This is a genomic window from Arthrobacter sp. ES3-54 (genome assembly GCF_029504395.1).
GTDB lineage: Bacteria > Actinomycetota > Actinomycetes > Actinomycetales > Micrococcaceae > Arthrobacter.
This window is the reverse complement of record NZ_JAQFIF010000028.1, coordinates 1-14857: the sequence shown is the minus strand read 5'-3', so window position 1 is coordinate 14857 and position 14857 is coordinate 1. Positions and strand designations below refer to the sequence as shown.

Sequence of the window (14857 nt, the reverse complement as noted above, 5' to 3'; positions counted from 1 at the left end):
CCCAAGGCCCGCCCGCAGTTCCGGCGCCGCAGCCCCCGACGCCGCAGCGGCGACGCAGTTCGGACGCCAGAGCTACGCCGGGCGGGATCAGCCGGTGAGGGCCGCCGTCGCACGGGTCCGCACCGGTTCCTCCGTGAGCCGGCCCTGCTGGAGCCGGAAGCGCCGGTCCGTTTTGTTGGCCAGGGCGCGGTCGTGGGTGACCACCAGGATGGTGGTGTTGTGGTCCCGGCTGAGCGTGCTGAGCAGCTCGATGATGTGCTCGCCGGTCTGCTCGTCCAGGTTGCCGGTGGGTTCATCGGCCAGGATCAGCTTGGGTTCGTTCGCCAGCGCCCGGGCAATCGCCACCCGCTGCTGCTCGCCGCCGGAGAGCCGGTTGATGCGCCGCACGTGCTTGTCCGGATCGAGCTGGACCTGTTCGAGCAGCTGCCGCGCCCGCTCGGCCCGGGCAGCCTTGCGCATCCCGGAAAACTCCATCGGCAGCATCACGTTGTCCACGGCCGAGAGATTCGGGATCAGGTTGAACTGCTGGAACACGAACCCGATGTCCCGGCGCCGGTAGTTGGTCAGCTTCCCGTCCGGCATGCTGGCCAGGCTCACGCCGTTGACCACCACATCGCCGCTGGTGGGCTTGTCCAGCGCACCGAGCAAGGAGAGCAGGGTGCTCTTGCCGCTACCGCTCTTGCCCACGATCGAGGCCAGCGTGCCCTGTTCGAGCTCGAAGCTGACGTCGTTCACCGGCTTGATGGTCCGGTCGCCGGACTTGAACGTGCGGACCAGGTTCTTGACTTCGATCATGGCTACTCTCCTCGGAGGACTTCGATGGGACGGATGCGGGCGGTGAGCAGGGCCGGGACGAGGGCGCCGATGATGGCGACGCCGAACACCGCGGCAATGCCCGCGGCAATGACGCCGGGGGAGGCGCTCGCCGTCACGGAGGTCAGCAGCTGGCTGGCCCCGCCGAGCGGTCCACCCTGGCCGCCGGGGAAGCCGCCGGGGCCGCCGCGCTGCCCGGTCGCCGCCGTCGTGCTACTACTTGAGCTGATGAGGGCGCTGGCAATGCCGCCGCTGGCGAGGGAGGCGACGGCGGCGCCCACCACGCTGCCCAGGGCAACCAACACGAGGGCCTCCAGTACAAACTGCAGGCCGATGGTGCGGTTAGGGGCGCCGATGGCCTTCAGCACGCCGATCTCGCGGCGGCGTTCGCGAACCAGCATGACCATGATCAGGAGGATGATCAGGCCGGCGGTGCCAAGGGCAGCGACGAAGGCGATGAAGGAAATATTCTTGACGCTGTCCAGCGAGCTGACGGCGGTCTCAAGGTTCCGCTGGCCCTGGGTGACGTCGGCCTTGCCGGAGCCGAGCGCCGCCTGCAGGGCGGTCTTGGCGGCATCGACGTTTTCCATGCTGTTGACCGTGACGATCATGGTGGAGAGTTCGTCTGGCAGCGCGGCGAGGGTCTGGGCGGTCGGAAGCGTCACGTAGAGGGCGTTGTTGCCGAAGGCGGTGCCGGCGTCGAACAGGCCCTGGACGGTGAAGGTCTTTTCCTGGATGGTGAAGGTCGAGCCCACTTTGAGGCCGTTCTTCTCCGCCAGGGTGGTGCCAAGCAGGGCGCCGGTGGACGCGGCGGTGTAGTTGCCCAGGCCGGTACCCTGCGTCAGCTGCAGGGCCTTGCCGGTGGAGTCCACCTCGGCGCCGATGCCCGTTGCGGTGATGGGCAGCGAGAATGCGGGGGCGGCCGCGGTAGTGCCGGTTCCGGATGCGGTGCTTCCGGTGGTGCCGGTACTAGCTTGGTTACGGTTGCCGAGCGTGCCGGCGTCGACGGCGGCCGTGAGGCTCGTGGTGACGGAGGTGGCCGACTGCCCGCCAGGGCCGCCTTGGCCTGTCCGCCCGGACGCCGCCTCGGCGGCAATCTCAGCGGCGTTGCGAAGGCGCAGTGCCTTGGTGCCCACCACGCTGCTGACGTTGGGGACGGCCGCCGCTGTGGTCGCCTGCGCCGAGGTCAGCGGCTCGCCGCCGCCTTCGAAACCCTGGCCGCCGGCGGGGTTCACGGTCAGGACCGTGCCCACCGAGGCGTTCAGCTCCGCCACCTTGCCGGTGACGGCCTGGTTGGCCACGAGCATGGCCAGGGCAAGTCCGATGGCTACGGCCAGCACGGCCACCACAGCGGCGGTCCTGACCTTGTTTCGAAAGGCGTTGCCTACACTCCGGGCAAGAACGCTCACGGTACTCCTAATTTTTCTTGGGTGCCTCTTGCCGGACCCGATGCCCGGCGCTGGTCCCACAGTGGTACGGCCCGCTGTGCGAACCTCCCGGCGAAGCTATGTCTCCGCTGTGAAGCGGATTGTGGCAGGCAGCGCCACCGCTAAGGTGAGAGCCAGCGCCTCCCGGCCAACGCACGAGCCCCGACCAACGCAAGAGCCCCGGCCCTCCCTTGCGGGGGAGCCGGGGCTCTGTTGCCTGGCGCGCGACTGGCGTGTGCCGGGGCGGGTACTACTACTTGGTGATCGGTCCGAGTACCGGATCGTTCTCGTACGCCGTCTTGACGTTTTCCTTGGTCACGATGACCGGCTCCAGCAGGTACGCCGGAACAGTCTTGACCTTGTTGTTGTAGGACTTGTCGTCGTTGATCTCCGGCTTCTTGCCTGCCTGGATGTCGTTGACCATGACGATCGAGTGCTCAACGAGCGCGCGGGTGTCCTTGTTGATGGTGGAGTACTGCTCGCCCGCCATGATGGACTTGACGGACTCAACCTCGGAGTCCTGGCCCGTGACAATCGGGATCGGCTTGCCGGCGGCCTTGACGGAGGTGATGATTGCGCGGGCCAGAGTGTCATTCGGGGACAGCACGCCGTCGAGCGGTGCGCTGCCGTAGGTTCCGGCGAGCAGGGTGTCCATGCGCTTCTGGGCGTTCTCGGCCTTCCAGCCCTGGGTCACGGCCTGCTCGAAGGTCGACTGGCCCGAGACCACCTTCAGGGTGCCGTCATCGATCTTCGGCTTCAGGACGCTCATGGCGCCGTCGAAGAAGACCTTCGCGTTGGCGTCATCAGGGGATCCTGCGAAGAGCTCGATGTTGTACGGGCCTTCCGGCTTCTTGGCCTTCATGCCGTCCAGCAGCGCCTTGCCCTGGAGTTCACCGACCTTGAAGTTGTCGTAGGCCACGTAGTAGTCCACATCCGGGGTGTTCAGGAGCAGGCGGTCGTAGGCGATGATCGTGGCGCCGGCGTCCTTGGCCTGCTTGAGCTGGGTGCCCAGCTGCGCACCGTCGATGGCGCCGACGACGATGACCTTGTCGCCCTTGGTGATCATGGCACTGATCTGGTTCTGCTGTTCCGAAACGCCGCCGTTGGCGAACTGCACGTCCGGCTTGTAGCCGGCCTTGGTGAGGCCGTCGTTGAACAGCTGCTCGGCCAGGACCCAGTTTTCGGAGGTCTTCTGCGGGAGTGCGACGCCGATCGAGGAGCCCTTCGGGAATGCTTCGCCCCCGGTGGTTGAACCGCCGGTAGTCCCGGTGTCGGAACGGCCGCAGGCTGTCAGCGCCAGTGCCGCAATAGCAGCGATTGCTGCTGCCTTTCCTGCTTTACCAATCATTCGCATTGCTTGGTTCGCTTTCTTTTGGTGGTGTGCGGAGAAATCGGGGAAAAGTGGACCAGGGCAGCCGCTCAGGCTCCCTTGGAGATGACCTCTTTGGTGGACGTGGTCTCGTCGGCCTTGATCTCGTTGCTGCGGCTGAAGTTCTTCATCATCAGGCCGACGATCGACGTCTTGCCCTGGGTCTTGTTGTAGACGTCGAACGCGACGGCGATCAGGAGCACGAGGCCCTTGATGATCTGGGTGAGGTCGGCGCCGACGCCGAGCAGCTGCAGGCCGTTGTTCAGGACGGCCATGACCAGACCACCGATGATCGAACCGATCACGGTGCCCACGCCGCCGGTGACCGCGGCGCCGCCAATGAACACAGCCGCGATGGCGTCCAGCTCCCAGCCGACACCGTCGAACGGGCCCGAGGCGGTGGAGCGGCCGACGAAGATCATGCCGGCGAGGCCGGCCAGGAACGACATGTTCATCATGACCAGGAAGTTGACCTTCTTGGACCGAACGCCGGAGAGCTCGGCGGCGTGCCGGTTGCCGCCAACGGCGTAGATGTGGCGGCCGATGACGGTCTTGGAGGAGATGAAGCCGTACACGATGATCAGGACGGCCAGGATCAGGCCCGGAACCGGGAAGGACGTGCCCGGCCGGCCGGTGGCGAAGAGGTACGTGGCGTAGAGGATGGCGCCGCAGACCAGGACCAGTTTGAGGATCATGACCCAGGTTTCGGGGACCTCGGCGCCGAGCTTCTTTGCGTTGCGGCGGGAGCGGATCTCGCTGAAGATCACGAACGCGACGGCGAGCAGGCCAATCAGCATGGTGGGGTTGTTGTAGCCGGTATTCGGGCCGAACTCGGGCAGGTAGCCGGAGCCGATGTACTGGAAGTCGCCCGGGACCGGGATGGTGTTCGACTTGCCGACAAACTGGTTGGCGCCGCGGAAGATCAGCATGCCGGACAGCGTCACGATGAACGCTGGAATGCCGACGTAGGCCACCCAGAATCCCTGCCAGGCCCCGATCAGGACACCCAGCCCCAGACCCATCAGGACGCCGATGTACCAGGGCAGTCCCCAGTCGCGGATGAAGAGGGCCACGCAGACACCCACGAAGGCCGCGACGGAGCCGACGGAGAGATCGATGTGGCCGGCGATGATGACCAGCACCATGCCGATGGCGAGGATCAGGATGTAGGAGTTGCCGTTGAAGAGGTTGATGACGTTGCCCGACGTGAGCGTGCGGCCCTCCGTGAAAATCTCGAAGAACACGATCAGCGCAACCAGGGCGAAGATCATGCCGAATTGGCGGGTGTTGCCGCCAAAGAGCTTCTTGAGCGCGTTCATTGTTTCAGTCCTTGTGTCCGGGGTGTTCGGATTGTTCTGGTTGGTCCCAAAGGGTCAGGCGGTTTTGCGGGCGGATGTCATGAGTTTCATGAGGCTTTCCTGGCTGGCTTGGTCCTTGTCCAGCACACCGGTGATGGCGCCTTCGAAAATCGTGTAGATCCGGTCCGAGAGGCCCAGCAGCTCGGGCAGTTCCGAGGAAATGACGATCACGGCCTTGCCCTCGTTGGCCAGCTTCTGGATGATGCCGTAGATCTCGTACTTGGCCCCGACGTCGATCCCGCGGGTGGGCTCGTCCAGGATCAGCACGTCCGGATCGGTAAACATCCACTTCGCCAGCACGACCTTCTGCTGGTTGCCGCCAGAGAGCTTCGCGACGCCTTCCTCCACGGAGGGCGTCTTGGTCCGCAGCGCCTTCCGGTATTCCTCCGCGACGGCGTATTCCTTGTTCGCGTCCACCACGAAGTTCTTGCTGATCTTGCGCAGGTTGGCCGAGACCGTGGTGGCCTTGATGTCGTCGAGCAGGTTCAGCCCCAGGGACTTGCGGTCCTCCGTGACGTAGCCCAGCCCGGCGTCGATCGCCTGGCGGACGCTTTTGAGCTGCAGCTCCTTGCCTTCTTTGTAGACATGGCCCGAGATGAAGCGGCCGTAGGAGCGGCCAAACACGGACCGGGCCAGTTCGGTGCGCCCGGCTCCCATCAGCCCGGCGAACCCGACGATCTCGCCCCGGCGGACGAAGAAGCTGGAGTTCTTGCAGACCAGGCGGTCCTGGATCTGCGGGTGCCCGACGTTCCAGTTCTTCACCTCGAAGAGGACCTCTCCGATCTTCGGCTCGTGGTCCGGGAACCGGGATTCCAGCGTCCGGCCCACCATGCCCTTGATGATGCGGTCCTCGTCGACGCCGTCGGCCTTGATGTTCAGGGTCTCGATCGACTTGCCGTCGCGGATGATCGTGATCTCATCCGCGATCTGTTCGATCTCGTTGAGCTTGTGCGAAATGATGATCGAGGTGATGCCGCGGCCCTTCAGACCCAGCATGAGGTCCAGCAGGTGCTGGGAATCGGACTCGTTCAGCGCCGCCGTGGGCTCGTCCAGGATCAGGAGCTTCACCGACTTGTTCAGGGCCTTGGCGATCTCGACGAGCTGCTGCTTGCCGACGCCGATTTCCTTGATCGGGGTGTCCGGGTCCTCGCGCAGCCCCACCCGGGCCAGCAGTTCGGTGGATCGCAGCCGGGCCTCGGCCCAGTCGATCACGCCGCGCTTGGTGGGCTCGTTGCCGAGGAAGATGTTCTCCATGATCGACAGCTCGGGGATGAGCGCGAGTTCCTGATGGATGATCACGATCCCGGCGTGCTCGCTGGCCCGGATGTCCTTGAACTCCTGGACCTCGTTCTGGTACACGATGTCGCCGGTGTAGGTGCCGAAGGGGTAGACCCCCGAGAGCACCTTCATCAGGGTCGACTTCCCGGCGCCGTTCTCACCGCAGATGGCGTGGATCTCGCCGGCCTTCACCCGCAGGCTCACATCGGCCAAAGCTTTAACGCCGGGGAATTCCTTGGTGATGGAGCGCATCTCGAGGATTAGCGGATCACTGTGCGTGTTGAGGGACGTCATGTGCCCTTACGCCTCCAATGCATGACTTCGTTGTCCGCCCCTGCAAACCGCAGGGCCGTCTGATGGAAAAGTAAACTGGATCACGCCCTTGTCGTCAAGTCTTTAACGCAACGGGCGGATAACGAAATGGTCAGTTTCGCCGGATTCCGGCGTGCTGGAAGACCAAAGCCGTGGCCCCGAGGGCCTCCGCCCGGTCGCCCAGGGACGACATCGTGAGGGTGGTCGTCTCGCCGACGACAGGGACCGCATGGCGGATCAGGCCGCGCCGGATCGGGTCCAAAAGAAGATCGCCGAGTCCTGCCAGCGGGCCGCCCACCACGATCACTTCCGGGTTGATCAGGTTCGCCACGTTGCCCAGGGCGCGTCCGACGGCGAGCCCGGCGTCGTCCACCACCCGGAGCGTGGCGGAGTCCCGTTCCAGGGCCTTGCGCACGATGTCCCCGGGCGCGAGCGGCCGGTCCTCGCCGCGGCTCAGGAGCTCGATCATGGTGGTGGTGGAGGCGATGGTTTCCAGGCAGCCACGGTTCCCGCAGCGGCAGATCAGCCCGTGCTCGTGGATTGTGGCATGGCCGATTTCGCCGGTGATGCCGACGTTGCCGTAGTAGGGGATGCCGTTGAGGATCAGCCCCGCGCCGATGCCCGAGCCGATCTTGAGGAACATCAGGTTGCTGATGCCGCTGTGTGGCCCCCACGTGACCTCGGAGAGGGCGCCCAGGTTGGCGTCGTTGTCCACGAATACAGGCAGTTCCAGCGCTTCTTCGAGGCGTCTAAGGATATTGATGCCCACCCATTCGGGCAGGATCGCGCCCTGCGCGACGGTGCCGGTGCGCCGGTCGATGGGGCCGGGAATTCCGACGCCGGCACCCACCAGGGCGCTGCGCTCGACCCCGCTGTCCGCGAGCAGCCGGTCCAGCACGCCGACGGCTGCCTGGATGCCCTCCTCGGCGTGGTGGCCCAGGGGCAGCAGCACCGACTCTTCGGCGATCACGTGGTAGCTGAGCGAGGCCAGCACGACGCGCAGGTGGCGCCGGCCGAAGTCGATCCCGACGGCGACGGCACCGTTGCTGTTGAGCCGGACGTTTAGGGCGCGCCGGCCGGAGCTGGTGATGGGTTCAGTGGAGGCCAGCCCGGCGTCCTGCATGATCTTGACGATGTTGGAGACGGTGGCCGTCGAGAGGCCGGTCTGGCGGGCCAGTTCGGCCTGCGTGGAAGGGCCCGCGAGGAGGCATTCGATGATCCGCTGCTGGTTCAGATGCCGGAGTGCGGACTGCGATCCGGGGTTCTTGGTTCGGCTCCTCGTTGAGCGCGTTGGTGAGGGCATGCTATGAAGCGTGACGCATCAACGGCTTGTAGTCAAGAAGTTAACGCAATGGTAACGGCCGCCTGGGTTTCCGAGGACGCGGTGGGCCGCCGACCTGCCCTCCCTCCGCCGACGGGACGTTCCGCCCTGTTCGTCGTGCAGTCGGGCGGAAATGCACCAAATGCGGCTTCCCGGCCCGCGGCTACTCTGGGACCAGAGAGTCCGCCGCGCTCCTGCGGAGGTACCCGGAGAGTCGTGAGGTGGTAATGGTGCTGCTGGCCCTGATGCAGGCGAACGCCGCCGTGCTGGATGTGAAGGCGAACTGTGCCGCGGTGGGGGATGCGGCGCGCGAGGCGTCCGCCGCCGGTGCGCAGCTGCTGCTGACGCCGGAACTCTTCCCGGTGGGCTACGCGCCGCTCCGGCTGCGGTCAGCCTTCGATCCAGCCACACTGCCTGCCCTCCGGGAGGTCCTGGCCGGCATCGCCCGGCGCCACAGCATCGCCCTGGTCTACAGCCTTCCTGTTGTAACGCCGGCGGGGGAGTGGCACATTTCCGCAACCCTGGTTGACGCGTCCGGCCACGAGCTGCTCAGTTACGACAAGGTCCACCTGTTCGGCCCCGAAGAGCGCGCAGCGTTTGCCCCGGCCGCGGCAGCCCCCCGCGTCGTGGAGTTCCAAGGGCTCAAGACGGCCCTGGCCATTTGCTACGACATCGAGTTTCCCGAGCCCGCGCGGGCCGCCGCCGTGCGCGGTGCCGAACTGCTGCTGGTGCCGACGGCACTCGCCGGCGGGTTCGAGGCCGTGCCGCAGGTGCTGGTCCGGGCCAGGGCGATGGAGAACCAGCTGACGGTGGCGTACGCCAACCACACCGGCGCGGAGGAAGGCTGCGACTTCCGCGGCGGCAGCATCGTTGCGGGCCCGGACGGCACGGTCCTGGCCGTGGCCGGCCACGGGACGGAACTGCTCTTTGCCGAGCTGGGAGCCGATGTGCACGCCGTCGCAGACAGGCCGCATGATGCGGACGACGCGGTTGCCTATCTGCGCGACCGCCGCCCGGACCTTTACCGGTCCTGGGGCATCTGACCCGCGCGAGGGCCGGTATCGGGTGAAGCGGCAGCTGCAGCGACGGCGGCAGCGGCGTCGGGCAACTCAGGCCCGTTCTGGTCCTGATGGGCGATGTATTGGAGGGCGATCCACAGCTCCGCGCGGGCCTGGGCCTGATTGAGATCCAGGCCCAGCAGTTCGGCGATGACGCCGATCTGCCGGCGGATGCTGTTGCGATGCAGCCCCGTGGACTTCGCCGTGGCGTCCCAGCTGCCGTTTTCACCAAGCCAGGCCCGCAGGATGCCCAGCAGTGAGTCGCGGCGCTCCGGCTCGAGCGCGAGCACGGGTGCCAGCAGCCGGTCCGCCAGCATGGTGCCGGCCTCGGAGCCCAGCAGACCCGTCACGGACCACGTGACCTCGTCCGCACGGACGCTCCGGCGGCTGGTCAGCACCCGGTTGCGCAGCGAGGACGCGAGTTGGTACGCGTCCGCCAGGCCCGCGAATTCGCCGCCACTGCCGATCACGAGACGCCAGCCGAGCCGCTCCACCTCGGCGAGCAGGGAGTCATCGACCTTGAGCCGGGTAATGGCGGCAAAGCCGTAGTCGGTGTGCTCCACCAGCTTGGTGTCGAACAGCCTGCGCCATTCCAGCAGCTCCCGGACCGGGCCCTCGCCCGTGTGGCGCGGTCCGCCCGCCGCCCGGTCGCTGCCCGCGGCGGCGTCCACCCGGACGCCCTGCACGACCCGTAACTGCCCGGACCGGGTGGAGGAAATGCTTTGGGCCAGCAGGTCCTTCAAACCGTTGACCTGCCGTGCCGTTCCCGAGGCCACGCTTTCCGGATGCAACAGCAGCGCCGTGGCAAGCTGGCTGGGAGCCAGGGAACCGCTCGTGCGCTGCCGGACCAGCAGTTCCAGCAGTCCGACGGCGGTGGAGACCACGCTGTTCTGGGCCGGGGTCAGCGGGGCGTCCGTGCCCAGGACAAGCGCGCCAAGGTTGGCGTCCCGGGTGCTGCGCAGCGGATATCCGAAGACCAGCGATGAGCCCGCGGCGTCGAATGAATCCATCTCCACCCGGGGGCCGCTGCCGGCGAGCAGCCGGGACAGCAGCGGCTGCAAAGCGGCGGAATCAACTCCCGGCACGGCGCCGGCAGCGGTGCCTGCAGTGCCACCGCCGGCGGCGTGCGTGCCGGCGGCGTGCGGGCCGGGGGAGCTGCCCGAGCCCCGGGCCCGCACCCGCCCGTCGGCCCCGACCAGCACCGCCCAGACCGGGACGCGCTGGACCAGGGCCGCGAGGAGCTCGTGCTCGGGGCGTGCAGACAAGACCGCCCGCATGAGCTGCCGGTTGGTATCGGCCAGCTGGCGGAAGGTCTTGGCGTTGTCTGACTCAAGGAGCCGGGAGAATTCGAGTCCCAGCGCGGCGAACGGGATGGACCCCGGAATGGACACCAGGGTGAGATTGTGCCGCCGGCAGGCCCGGACCACGGTATCCGGCACGGCCTCGAAGTAGGGTTCCAGGCCGAAGCCGAGGGCGCCGACGCGGGCCTCGACCAGGCGCCGCACGTAGGCATCCACGGTCTCCTCGCTGCCACCGTCACCTACGAACGGCAGGCCGGCGGTGAGCAGGAACTCGCCGTCGAGCAGGTACGGTGTCGGGTCCTCCAGCTCGCTTGGCTCTACCCAGCGCAGGCGCTCGTCCCCGTTGCCGCCGTCGTGCAGGACGCCGAGCTCCGGCCGCTGGCGCAGGAACTGCGACAGCGTGACGAAACCGAGCCGCTCGGAGTCCTCAGCAGCCACGGCCGCGGCCCCTGCCCAGCCGGGCCCGACGTCGGACCTGCGGTGCATTAAGTCTCATGACTGAAGACTATAGGTCATTTTGCACAACCGTGAGAGGTGGCTCACACGCCTAGGGTGGTCAGGGGAAACCGACCACTACTGAAGCTAAGGACGTCAACGATGACTGTGCCAACTCTGATCGGGGAACGCCCGCCGGCCGCCGCCGGCCGGCCCGGGCTCGCCGCCCAGCTCCTGCGCCGCAAGCCGATCCAGCAACTGGTCAGCGAGGCCGAAACCGGGCACGGCGGCACCCGGCTGGTGCGCAGCTTCGGCGTGCTCCAGCTGACCATGATTAGCGTCGGCGCCACGCTCGGCACCGGCATCCTGGTGGTCCTGGGCGAATCGGTGCCGCTCGCGGGCCCGGCCATCTGGATCTCCTTTGCCATTGCCGGACTCGCAGCCTTGCTCTCTGCCGTGTCCTATGCGGAAATGGCCGGACTGGTCCCGGCCGCGGGTTCCAGTTACTCCTACACGTACGCCACCATGGGCGAGGGCATGGCCTGGATCTGCGGCTGGTGCCTGGTGCTTGAATACGCCGTCTCAGTGGCCGCCGTCGCGGTCGGCGCGGGCCAGTACGTCAACGAGGCCCTGACGGTCTTCGGCCTGTCCCTTCCGGACGCCATGTCGCAGCCGCCGGGAGCCGGCGGGTTGCTGAATGTGCCAGCCATCGTCATTGTGGTCCTGGCCATGGTGCTGTTGGTCCGCGGTGCGAAGGAGAGCGCCTGGATCAACACGGCGATCGTCCTGGTCAAGGTCGGCATCCTGCTGTTCTTCTGCGCCGTGGCCTTCACCGCCTTCAACGGCGGACACTTCGAACCCCTCATGCCGATGGGCGCCGCCGGCGTCTCGGCCGCAGCCTCCCGGGTGTTCTTCTCCTACATCGGCTTCGACGCCGCCTCCACGGCCGGTGAGGAAGCCCGCAACCCCAAGCGCGACCTCCCGCGCGCCATCCTGCTCTCCATGCTGATCGTCACCAGCATCTACGTGCTCGTGGCCGTCGCCGCCATCGGCGCCCGCCCGTGGGGCTGGTTCGACGGCACCGAGGCCGCCCTCGTGAAAATCCTCGAGGAAATCACCGGCCAGCCGTGGGTTGGCCTGGTGTTCGCCGTCGGCGCCGTGCTCGCCATCGCCAGCATCGTGCTGACCGTCCTCTACGGGCAGACCCGGATCCTGCTCTCGATGTCGCGCGACGGCTTGGTTCCCCAGGTGTTCGGCCGGGTCTCGGCCCGCACCGGCACACCGGTTGCCGGGACCCTGATCGTGGGCACCGCCGTCGCACTGACGGCCGGCCTGGTGCCGCTGGGCGCCCTCGCGGACGCCACCAGCATCGGCACGCTGTTCGCGTTTGCCCTGGTCAACGTGGCAGTCATCTACTTGCGGCGGACCCGGCCGGAGCTCACGCGCAGCTTCCGCGTCCCGCTCTTTCCGCTGACACCGATTCTCGGCGCCCTCATGTGCGCCTACCTCATGGCCAACCTCGGCGCCGAGACCTGGGCGGTCTTCGGTGTCTGGATGCTCGTGGGCCTGGCCGCGTACTTCGGCTACGGCCGGAAGAACTCCAGGGTGGCCGCCCTGAGCCACGAGGAATACCGTGAACTTTCAAACCGCCAACCCGCCAACACCACCACAACCCAGGAACTGAAGGCAGAGATCTCATGACCACCGCCACCGAACTGCCGGCCCCCAAACCGGCTTCCATCCCGGCCGGCGTCCGTCCGGCCGAGGCGCCCATCACCATGCTGAATCCGGATTTCCCGTTCAGCTACGACCACTACCTTGCCCACCCCGACGGCCTGGGCTCGGTGCCGCCCGAGCTGTACGGGACAGAGGTCGCCGTCGTCGGTGCCGGCCTGTCGGGGCTGGTCACCGCCTATGAACTCATGAAGCTGGGCCTGCGGCCGGTGATCTATGAGGCCGACAGGATCGGCGGCCGGCTGAGGACCGCCAGCTTCCCATCTGCCCCGGGCATCGTGGCGGACCTCGGCGGCATGCGGTTCCCGGTTTCCGGTAAGGCCTTCTACCACTATGTGGACCTGCTCGGACTGGAGACCGAGGAGTTCCCCAATCCGCTGGCGCCGGCAACCTCCAGCACGGTGATCGAGCTCGCAGGCCAGAAGTACTACGCCGAGACCGCCGCAGATCTGCCCCCGTTCTTCCTCGAGGTGGCGGACGCGTGGAAGGCGGCCGTGAACGACGGCGCCCGGTTCGCCGAGATGCAGGACGCGATCCGGGCCCGGGACACCGCCCGGATTAAGGAACTGTGGAACGCGCTGCTCCCGGAACTGGATGAGCAGACCTTCTACGGCTTCATCGCCGGCAGCGACTCCTTCAAGGAAGCCGGCTTCGCCCACCGCGAGGCGTTTGGGCAGGTGGGATTCGGCACCGGCGGCTGGGACACTGACTTCCCCAACTCCATCCTCGAAATCCTCCGGGTCGTCTACACCGACGCCGATGACCAGCACCGGCTCATCGCCGGCGGCGCGCAACGGCTTCCCGAAGCGCTGTGGGAGCACGCGCCGTCGGGCATGGCCCACTGGCCGGACGGCACTTCCCTAGCGTCGCTGCACGCGGGTGCCCCGCGGGGCGCCGTGAACCGCATCGCCCGCGACGGCGGCGGCAACTTCCGGATCCGTGAACGCTGGGGACGCGAATCCGCGTACCCGGCGGTGGTGACGACGTGCCAGTCCTGGCTGCTGTCGACGCGGATCCACGCCGACGAATCCCTGTTCCCCGCGGAGCTGTGGACGGCGATCGAACGCTCCCACTACATGCAGTCCTCGAAGACCTTCGTCATGGTGGACCGGCCGTTCTGGAAGGACATCGACCCGGAGACCGCCCGCGAGGTCCTGTCCATGACGCTGACCGACCGGCTGAACCGGGCCACGTACCTGCTGGACAACGGCCCGGACCAGCCCGCAGTGATCCTGCTGTCCTATACCTGGAACGACGACGCGCTGAAATGGCTGGCGCTTGACGCGGAAGAACGGGTGGAGCTCATGCTGCACTCGCTGGAGCAGATCTACCCCGGCGTCGACATCGCCAGCCACATCGTGGGCCAGCCGATCACGGTCTCCTGGGAGGCCGACCCCAACTTCATGGGTGCCTTCAAGGCCAACCTGCCGGGGCACTACCGCTACCAGCAGCGCCTCTTCACCCACTTCAAGCAGGACGGACTCCCGGCGGAACAGCGCGGAATCTTCCTCGCCGGCGACGACGTCTCATTCACCGCCGGCTGGGCCGAAGGCGCCGTCACCACCGGCCTGAACGCGGTCTGGGGTGTGGTCAACCACCTCGGCGGCCGGACCCCGGCGGGGAACCCCGGCCCAGGCGAGCTGCTGCCCGAGTTGGGTCCGATCGCCCTGGACTGAGCGGCCGGAGCGGACAGTGTGGGCTGCCCTCCGGACCGGGCGGCCTGCACTGGTCGCGATGCTTCTTAGGGGCCGTGTTCCTCAGGCGTTGTGGAGTTCGCGGTGCGCGCGTGCCAGTTCCTGGTAGTGGGCGGCGTTGTGCTGGACGCCCGCGAACTCTTCGTCGCTGAGCTCGCGCCGGACCTTGGCCGGAACCCCGGCGACGAGCGAGCGGGGCGGGATGACAGTGCCCTCCAGCACGACGGCCCCGGCGGCGATGAGGGACCCGGCACCGATCACGGCTCCGTTGAGGATGGTGGCGCTCATGCCGATCAGGCAATCATCCTCAACCGTGCAGCCGTGGACCACCGCGCTGTGGCCCACGCTGACCCGCGCGCCGACCGTGCAGGGGAAGCCGGGGTCCGCGTGCAGCACCACGTTGTCCTGCAGGTTGCTGCCGGCGCCCACGGTGATGGCGGCGGTGTCGGCGCGGACGGAAACGCCGTAGAAGGCGCTCGAGTTCTCGGCCAGGGTGGCGTTGCCGATCACGGACGCCGTGGGCGCGATGAAGGCGGAGTCATGGACGGCCGGCGTCGTGCCGGCGAATGCGTAGAGGGGAGCCATGCCACCAGCCTAGGACACCTCCCCGCCCCGTTGCCCTCCAATGCCGTTGAGCTATCAGTTCTGGTCCCTCTGGGTGCCCCAAAGTCAACTGGTGGGAGCAACGCCGGGGATTAGGCTGCGTGCAGCAGCTGGTTCAGCCGGCTGGCTGGGGTTTCGAGGTTGAGGGTGGGCC

The 14857-nt window shown here is 67.3% G+C and carries 11 protein-coding genes; 3 read left to right on the top strand and 8 right to left on the bottom strand.

Annotation, left to right across the window (positions count from 1 at the left end; all coding sequences use genetic code 11):
• Window positions 1–87 precede the first annotated feature (87 nt).
• From M2428_RS22000 to M2428_RS21975, 6 genes are all read right to left on the bottom strand, one after another.
• Window positions 88–795 (bottom strand): ABC transporter ATP-binding protein, encoded by a 708-nt coding sequence (locus tag M2428_RS22000; protein WP_277528101.1) that lies wholly within the window; start codon window positions 793–795, stop codon window positions 88–90.
• A 2-nt stretch (window positions 796–797) separates the two neighbouring features.
• Window positions 798–2222: an FtsX-like permease family protein gene (locus M2428_RS21995; protein WP_277528100.1), complete on the bottom strand. Its 1425-nt coding sequence runs from the start codon at window positions 2220–2222 to the stop codon at window positions 798–800.
• Window positions 2223–2493: 271 nt separating this feature from the next.
• On the bottom strand, window positions 2494–3594 hold the full coding sequence (locus M2428_RS21990; RefSeq protein ID WP_277528099.1) for a sugar-binding protein: 1101 nt from the start codon (window positions 3592–3594) through the stop codon (window positions 2494–2496).
• A gap of 65 nt (window positions 3595–3659) precedes the next feature.
• The gene (gene mmsB / locus M2428_RS21985) at window positions 3660–4928 is read right to left on the bottom strand and encodes a multiple monosaccharide ABC transporter permease (protein ID WP_277528098.1); all 1269 of its coding nucleotides are present in this window, start codon (window positions 4926–4928) and stop codon (window positions 3660–3662) included.
• A 54-nt stretch (window positions 4929–4982) separates the two neighbouring features.
• The gene (mmsA, locus tag M2428_RS21980; RefSeq protein WP_277528097.1) at window positions 4983–6539 is read right to left on the bottom strand and encodes a multiple monosaccharide ABC transporter ATP-binding protein; all 1557 of its coding nucleotides are present in this window, start codon (window positions 6537–6539) and stop codon (window positions 4983–4985) included.
• Between the two features lie 130 nt (window positions 6540–6669).
• The gene (locus tag M2428_RS21975) at window positions 6670–7860 is read right to left on the bottom strand and encodes an ROK family transcriptional regulator (RefSeq protein ID WP_277528096.1); all 1191 of its coding nucleotides are present in this window, start codon (window positions 7858–7860) and stop codon (window positions 6670–6672) included.
• Between the two features lie 245 nt (window positions 7861–8105).
• Between M2428_RS21975 and M2428_RS21970 the strand changes: the two genes are divergently transcribed.
• Complete coding sequence (locus M2428_RS21970; RefSeq protein ID WP_277528110.1) at window positions 8106–8921, top strand: nitrilase-related carbon-nitrogen hydrolase; 816 nt, start codon at window positions 8106–8108, stop codon at window positions 8919–8921.
• Here M2428_RS21970 and M2428_RS21965 read toward each other — a convergent pair.
• On the bottom strand, window positions 8900–10723 hold the full coding sequence (locus M2428_RS21965; RefSeq protein WP_277528095.1) for a PucR family transcriptional regulator: 1824 nt from the start codon (window positions 10721–10723) through the stop codon (window positions 8900–8902). The genes M2428_RS21970 and M2428_RS21965 overlap by 22 nt on opposite strands.
• Before the next feature lie 111 nt (window positions 10724–10834).
• Between M2428_RS21965 and M2428_RS21960 the strand changes: the two genes are divergently transcribed.
• Complete coding sequence (locus tag M2428_RS21960; protein ID WP_277528094.1) at window positions 10835–12373, top strand: amino acid permease; 1539 nt, start codon at window positions 10835–10837, stop codon at window positions 12371–12373.
• Window positions 12370–14082, top strand: coding sequence for an FAD-dependent oxidoreductase (locus M2428_RS21955; protein ID WP_277528093.1), 1713 nt, complete (start codon window positions 12370–12372; stop codon window positions 14080–14082). Before M2428_RS21960 ends, M2428_RS21955 begins: the two co-directional genes overlap by 4 nt.
• Window positions 14083–14163: 81 nt before the next feature.
• Here the strand turns inward: M2428_RS21955 and M2428_RS21950 are convergent, their stop codons facing one another.
• Window positions 14164–14685, bottom strand: coding sequence for a gamma carbonic anhydrase family protein (locus M2428_RS21950; protein WP_277528092.1), 522 nt, complete (start codon window positions 14683–14685; stop codon window positions 14164–14166).
• Between the last annotated feature and the right edge of the window lie 172 nt (window positions 14686–14857).

Bases quoted from the DNA above. Each gene is read 5' to 3' on its own strand.
- mmsA (WP_277528097.1), bottom strand. From the start codon at position 6,539: ATGACGTCCCTCAACACGCACAGTGATCCGCTAATCCTCGAGATGCGC.
- M2428_RS21955 (WP_277528093.1), top strand. From the start codon at position 12,370: ATGACCACCGCCACCGAACTGCCGGCCCCCAAACCGGCTTCCATCCCG.
- M2428_RS21975 (WP_277528096.1), bottom strand. From the start codon at position 7,860: ATGCCCTCACCAACGCGCTCAACGAGGAGCCGAACCAAGAACCCCGGA.
- M2428_RS21960 (WP_277528094.1), top strand. From the start codon at position 10,835: ATGACTGTGCCAACTCTGATCGGGGAACGCCCGCCGGCCGCCGCCGGC.
- M2428_RS21965 (WP_277528095.1), bottom strand. From the start codon at position 10,723: ATGCACCGCAGGTCCGACGTCGGGCCCGGCTGGGCAGGGGCCGCGGCC.
- mmsB (WP_277528098.1), bottom strand. From the start codon at position 4,928: ATGAACGCGCTCAAGAAGCTCTTTGGCGGCAACACCCGCCAATTCGGC.
- M2428_RS21990 (WP_277528099.1), bottom strand. From the start codon at position 3,594: ATGCGAATGATTGGTAAAGCAGGAAAGGCAGCAGCAATCGCTGCTATT.
- M2428_RS22000 (WP_277528101.1), bottom strand. From the start codon at position 795: ATGATCGAAGTCAAGAACCTGGTCCGCACGTTCAAGTCCGGCGACCGG.
- M2428_RS21950 (WP_277528092.1), bottom strand. From the start codon at position 14,685: ATGGCTCCCCTCTACGCATTCGCCGGCACGACGCCGGCCGTCCATGAC.
- M2428_RS21970 (WP_277528110.1), top strand. From the start codon at position 8,106: ATGGTGCTGCTGGCCCTGATGCAGGCGAACGCCGCCGTGCTGGATGTG.